Raw genomic sequence first — 6037 nt, forward strand, 5'->3', positions numbered from 1 at the left:
GCGAGTTTATTTAAACTCTTTTATTTTCAAGTCCTTCGTCGCCCCACGCATTCATGCCGCCTTCAACGTTCACAGCGTCTATATCATGGTCGTTTAAATATTCTACAACTTTAGCGCTTCTAACGCCACCAGCACATACTATATAATATGTTTCATTCTCTTTAAAATGATTTAATTCGTTTGGTATTTCTCCCATTGGGATGTGTTTTGCACCAGGTATTACACCCATTGCTACTTCTTCGTCTTCTCTAACATCTACTATGTTAATAGGACTACTTGAAGTTATTTTGTCTGCTAATTCTTTAATTGTTATTTCTTCCATTTTGATTACACTCCTCTTTTTAATTTGCTACAATATTAACCAATTTTTGAGGTACGGCAATCACTTTACGTACTGTTTTGCCTTCAATTGCTTGTTTCACTTTATCAATTTCTAAAGCAAACTGTTCCATTTCTTCTTTAGATAAATCTTTGGAAACTTTAGTTTTTTCTTTTAATTTACCATTAACTTGAATAACAATTTCTACTTCATTGTCTACAAGTAAAGAAGGATCAAATGTTGGCCATTCTTCATAAGCAATCGTATCGTCATGTCCTAATTTTGCCCATAGTTCTTCTGAAATATGAGGTGCTATAGGCGATAACATTTTCACAAAGCCTTCAACATAAGCTTTACTTAATTTATCTTGCTTATAACAATCATTGATAAACACCATCATCTGACTGATAGCTGTATTAAAGTTCAATGTATCGAAATCTTCAGTTACTTTTTTAACAGTTTGATTATAAACTTTATCTAATTCAGGTGTTTGTTCGTCTACAACCTTATCTGTAATTTGATTTTCTTCTGTTACAAGTAATCTCCAGATTCTATCCAAGAAACGACGTGAACCATCTAAACCATTTTCACTCCAAGCGATTGCCGCATCTAAAGGTCCCATAAACATTTCATATAGACGCAATGTATCTGCACCGTGAGATTTAACGATATCATCCGGATTAACAACATTACCTTTAGATTTACTCATTTTCTCATTACCTTCACCAAGTATCATGCCTTGGTTATATAATTTTTGGAATGGTTCTTTCGTTGGAACTACACCGATATCGTAAAGAACTTTGTGCCAAAATCTTGAATATAATAAGTGTAACACTGCATGCTCTACTCCACCAATATATAAATCTACAGGCAACCAATGTTTTAGTTTTTCGGGATCTGCTAACATTTCATCATTGTGAGGGTCTATATATCTTAAATAATACCAACAACTACCAGCCCATTGTGGCATAGTATTCGTTTCGCGACGACCTTTCATACCTGTTTCTGGATCTACTACATTAATAAATTCATCAATATTAGCTAATGGTGATTCTCCTGTACCAGATGGTTTAACTTGGTCAGTTTCTGGTAATAACAACGGTAATTCTTCTTCAGGTACAGTGGTCATTGTGCCATCTTCCCAATGTATTACTGGAATTGGTTCACCCCAATAACGTTGACGACTGAATAACCAATCTCTTAATTTATAGCTAATTTTCTTCTCGCCGATACCTTTTTCTTCTAACATTTCAATTGCTTTAGGTACCGCTTCTTCTTGAGTTAGACCATTTAACTTGTCTGAATCTATCATTTTTCCATCTTCATCATATACAGTAACGATGTCTAAATTGAATTTTTCAGCAAATTCTCCATCTCTTTCATCGTGTGCTGGAACTGCCATAACAGCGCCTGTACCATAACTAATTAATACATAATCAGCAATCCATATAGGCATTTTTTGACCTGTAAATGGATTAGTTGTAAATGCTCCAGTAAATACACCGCTTTTATCTTTTGCTAAATCTGTTCTTTCTAAGTCAGATTTACGAGAAGCTTCAAGTTTATATTGATCTACTGCCTCTTTTTCATCTTCAGTAGTAATTTTATCTACTAATGGATGTTCTGGTGATAACACTGCAAAAGTAGCACCAAATATTGTGTCTGGACGAGTTGTAAATACGTTAAATGATAAGTCTGTATCATCTATGTTAAATGTTAATTCTGCACCTTCTGAACGACCAATCCAGTTTCTTTGCATATCTTTAATAGATTCAGGCCAATCTACGTCTTCTAAATCTTCTAGTAATCTATCAGCATACTCAGTTATTTTTAATACCCATTGTCTCATTGGCTTACGTACTACTGGGTGTCCACCACGTTCTGACACACCATCGACAATTTCTTCGTTAGATAATACTGTACCTAAAGCTGGGCACCAGTTAACTGCTACTTCATCTACATATGCTAAACCTTTATTGTATAACTGAATAAAAATCCATTGAGTCCATTTATAATATTCTGGGTCTGTTGTATTGATTTCTCTATCCCAATCATAAGAAAAGCCAAGTTCTTGAATTTGTCTCTTGAACGTAGCTATGTTCTGAGCAGTAAATGCTTTAGGGTCATTACCAGTATCAATAGCGTATTGTTCTGCTGGTAAACCAAACGCATCCCACCCCATTGGATGTAAAACGTTATACCCTTGCATACGTTTATATCTTGAAATAATATCAGTCGCTGTATAACCTTCTGGATGTCCTACGTGTAATCCAGCTCCTGATGGATATGGGAACATATCTAAAGCATAAAATTTCTTTTGACCTAAATTGTCATTTGTTTTAAATGTTTTATTATTTTCCCAATAATTTTGCCATTTTTTCTCGATTTGTTGATGATTATAATTCATTAATTGTTCCTCCTGTAAAATAAAAAAAGCCACCCCAAACCATAGTTACAGTTGGGACGACTAAAATATAATGCCGCGGTACCACCCAGAATTCACTTAAAAAGTGCACTTCATTTATATGGTTTAAGATTGCTTTAATTTAATACTATCATCTGGTAAGTTCACTTAATGGATATCATCAGTTCCCACCACCACTGACTCTCTAAAGATTCGCATTAAAGTTACTACTCCTATACATTCTTAATATTATTCAATTTCTAAGGAATTTGCAAGTTTTATTTCATTTTATGCAACATTCCCCTTTTTTATTCCTTTGTCGTAAATTATTAAGAAATAATAACCAACAAGAATTAAGGCAATCATGCTAAAGAACATGACTTTCATATCAAATACATCTACGATAACACCACCCACTACAGGCCCAAAAGCTTTACCTACAGTTGAAGATGCATTTACAATACCTTGATATGCTCCCATACGACCTTTAGGTGCAAGTTTATTCGCAATTGCCGGAACTGCTGGCCAAACAAACATTTCACCGAAAGTTAAAATAACCATACCCACAACGAACATCGTAAATTGTTCCGCCACACTTGTTACTAAATAACTAACTATAAAAATACCTAATCCAACACCCATTTGTAATTTTAAACGTTCTTTAAAACGATTAATAAATGGTGCGATTAATGGTTGACCAGCTAATATTAACACGCCGTTGACAGTCCAAAGAAGACTATATTGCTTCAAGGAGATGCCTACTGATTGTGTATATGTCGCAATTGTCGTTTGCCATTGAACATAACCAATCCAACATAAACTAAACATCACACATAATAAAATCAGTGCTTTGAATTTCTTTTTATCTTTAACTTCTACAGCACTTGAAATACCCTCGTTATTTTTCACATTTACATTTAAATCTACATTATAATAACGTAAAGCTATAATAATGAATACAACATATAATAACAAATTAGCCATAAATATATATTTAAAGCTGAAGTCTGCTACAAAACCACCAGCTGCAGCACCAATAGAAACACCTAAATTTTGAGCTAAATAAATAGCATTAAATGTTGTTCTTCCTCCATTAGGCCAGCTTGCTGCAGCCATCGCATAAATTGCAGGTACGATTATGCCACCACCGAATCCTAGAATAACTAACCAGAAAGGATACCACGGCCAGTCATTTAAGAAATTTAAACCAACTAAACTTCCTATATTTATAATAGAAGCAAATATGATAGATCGAAAACCACCAATTTTATCAAATAAAGAACCGCCCAGTAAATTTCCGATTACGCTCCCAAATGCGTTAATCATTAATACAACACCGGCGGTACTTAAACTTTTATTTAATTCCTCATTCATATATATCGTATTTAAAGGCCACAAAAAACTAGCGCCCGTTATATTAATTGCCATTCCAATAATAAGCCACTTTACGATTTTTGGCATTTTCAAAGGGCATCACTCCCGTCAATTTTTTTCTCAATTTGAATAGTCTAAACCTTTTTCTGCAAAAGTTCAATATTATATGTTAAAATGCTTTAGATAAGTTTGTAGAACAGGATGTGAAAAAATTGACAGAACAATTCCGCTTTGCCTTTGATAACAAAAGATATCATACATGGAATTATCATTTAAAAAATAAATTTGGTGAAAAAATATTTAAAATAGCACTCGATGGTGGATTTGATTGTCCAAACCGAGATGGTACCGTTGCTCATGGTGGTTGTACTTTCTGTTCAGCTGCTGGTAGTGGTGACTTCGCTGGTAATAGAGCTGAACCAATTCATGTACAATTTAAAGAAATTAAAGATAAAATGCATGAAAAATGGTCTGAAGGTAAATATATCGCCTATTTCCAAGCTTTCACAAATACTCATGCCCCAGTCGAAGTGTTACGAGAAAAATACGAAGCAGCATTGTCTGAAAAAAATGTTGTAGGTTTATCTATAGCAACAAGACCAGATTGTCTACCTGATGATGTTGTTGAATATTTAGCTGAATTAAATGAACGTACATATTTATGGGTAGAATTAGGATTACAAACTGTGCATCAAGAAACTTCTGATCTTATAAATCGTGCACATGATATGAAATGCTACTATGAAGGTATAGAAAAATTAAGAAAACATAACATCAACATATGTACACATATTATTAATGGTTTACCCGGTGAAGATTATAATATGATGATGGAAACAGCTAAAGAAGTAGCTCAAATGGATGTTCAAGGAATTAAAATCCACCTTCTACATTTATTAAAAGGTACGCCAATGGTTAAACAATATGAAAAAGGTATGCTTGAATTTATGACACAAGAAGATTATACAAATCTTGTTTGTGATCAGTTAGAAATTTTACCAGAAGAAATGATTATTCATAGAATTACTGGAGACGGCCCTATCGATTTAATGGTAGGTCCAATGTGGAGCGTTAATAAATGGGAAGTATTGAATTCTATAGACAATGAATTAAAAGCTCGTGGGACAATGCAAGGTTCAAAATTCATTAAAGCTGAGAGCGTTCAATCATGATTGTAGAAGGAATATTGCCATTTGCTAGGCATTTAATTTCAAGTCATATAGATAAAAATAGTATCGTAGTTGATGCAACTTGCGGTAACGGAAATGATACATTATTTCTTGCCAATCAAGTAACAAATGGTCAAGTTTATGCTTTTGATATTCAAGAAAAAGCTATTAACACCACAAAAGAAAAAACAAAAGAATATAACAATATTCAATATTACTTAGAAGGACATGAAAAAGCTGCCGATATCATTTCTGCAGAACATAATAGTATCGACGCATCTATCTTTAATTTAGGCTATTTACCTAAAGGAGATAAAAGCATCACAACAAACTCAAATACTACCATATCCGCCATTCAATCATTATTCGAATTAACTAAAAAGAATGGCATCATTGTGCTAGTTGTTTATCCAGGACATCCAGAAGGACAAATCGAATCAAATGATGTATTAAACTTTGTTAAAAATATAGATCAAAATGAAGCACATGTACTGAACTATCAATTTATTAATCAAAAGAATAATCCACCATATATTATAGGTATTGAAAAAAGAAATTAATAAACATACTAAGATTAGCTATGAAGAAATCTATGACGATAGATTTTTTCATAGCTATTTTTTATAGTTATAGAGAGGAGTAGACTGTGCGATCTCTTGGGTTTGAAATCCGTAAAAAAACTAGTCAGCTTTACTCTCGCCTTTTGAAATTCGATTGTAGTATGTTGGGTTCTTGAAACCGTGTATAGGAAAGTGAAATGAGAAAGGTTCA

5 protein-coding genes are annotated in these 6037 nt (G+C 33.4%); 2 read left to right on the plus strand and 3 right to left on the minus strand.

Annotated features, from left to right (window positions below):
* Nucleotides 1-10: 10 nt before the first annotated feature.
* The 3 genes from CD135_RS07150 to CD135_RS07160 all read right to left on the minus strand — a co-directional run bounded on the left by CD135_RS07150 (nucleotide 11) and on the right by CD135_RS07160 (nucleotide 4190).
* Nucleotides 11-322 (minus strand): rhodanese-like domain-containing protein, encoded by a 312-nt coding sequence (locus CD135_RS07150; protein ID WP_017000068.1) that lies wholly within the window; start codon nucleotides 320-322, stop codon nucleotides 11-13.
* 19 nt (nucleotides 323-341) lie between these two features.
* Nucleotides 342-2726, minus strand: a complete 2385-nt coding sequence (gene leuS / locus CD135_RS07155) for a leucine--tRNA ligase (RefSeq protein ID WP_064205232.1) — start codon at nucleotides 2724-2726, stop codon at nucleotides 342-344.
* Nucleotides 2727-3011: 285 nt separating this feature from the next.
* Nucleotides 3012-4190 (minus strand): MDR family MFS transporter, encoded by a 1179-nt coding sequence (locus tag CD135_RS07160; protein ID WP_017000067.1) that lies wholly within the window; start codon nucleotides 4188-4190, stop codon nucleotides 3012-3014.
* Between the two features lie 119 nt (nucleotides 4191-4309).
* Between CD135_RS07160 and mnmL the strand changes: the two genes are divergently transcribed.
* Nucleotides 4310-5269, plus strand: coding sequence for a tRNA modification radical SAM protein MnmL/YtqA (gene mnmL / locus CD135_RS07165; protein WP_017000066.1), 960 nt, complete (start codon nucleotides 4310-4312; stop codon nucleotides 5267-5269).
* The gene (mnmM, locus tag CD135_RS07170) at nucleotides 5266-5826 is read left to right on the plus strand and encodes a tRNA 5-(aminomethyl)-2-thiouridylate-methyltransferase MnmM (protein ID WP_103269102.1); all 561 of its coding nucleotides are present in this window, start codon (nucleotides 5266-5268) and stop codon (nucleotides 5824-5826) included. The genes mnmL and mnmM overlap by 4 nt, the downstream gene beginning before the upstream one ends.
* Nucleotides 5827-6037: the final 211 nt, after the last annotated feature.

The sequence above is a fragment of the Mammaliicoccus lentus genome (assembly GCF_002902755.1).
GTDB lineage: Bacteria > Bacillota > Bacilli > Staphylococcales > Staphylococcaceae > Mammaliicoccus > Mammaliicoccus lentus.

What these genes read in the sequence shown, in the direction of transcription:
- CD135_RS07150 (WP_017000068.1), bottom strand. Translation starts at nt 322, where the DNA reads ATGGAAGAAATAACAATTAAAGAATTAGCAGACAAAATAACTTCAAGT.
- leuS (WP_064205232.1), bottom strand. Translation starts at nt 2,726, where the DNA reads ATGAATTATAATCATCAACAAATCGAGAAAAAATGGCAAAATTATTGG.
- mnmM (WP_103269102.1), top strand. Translation starts at nt 5,266, where the DNA reads ATGATTGTAGAAGGAATATTGCCATTTGCTAGGCATTTAATTTCAAGT.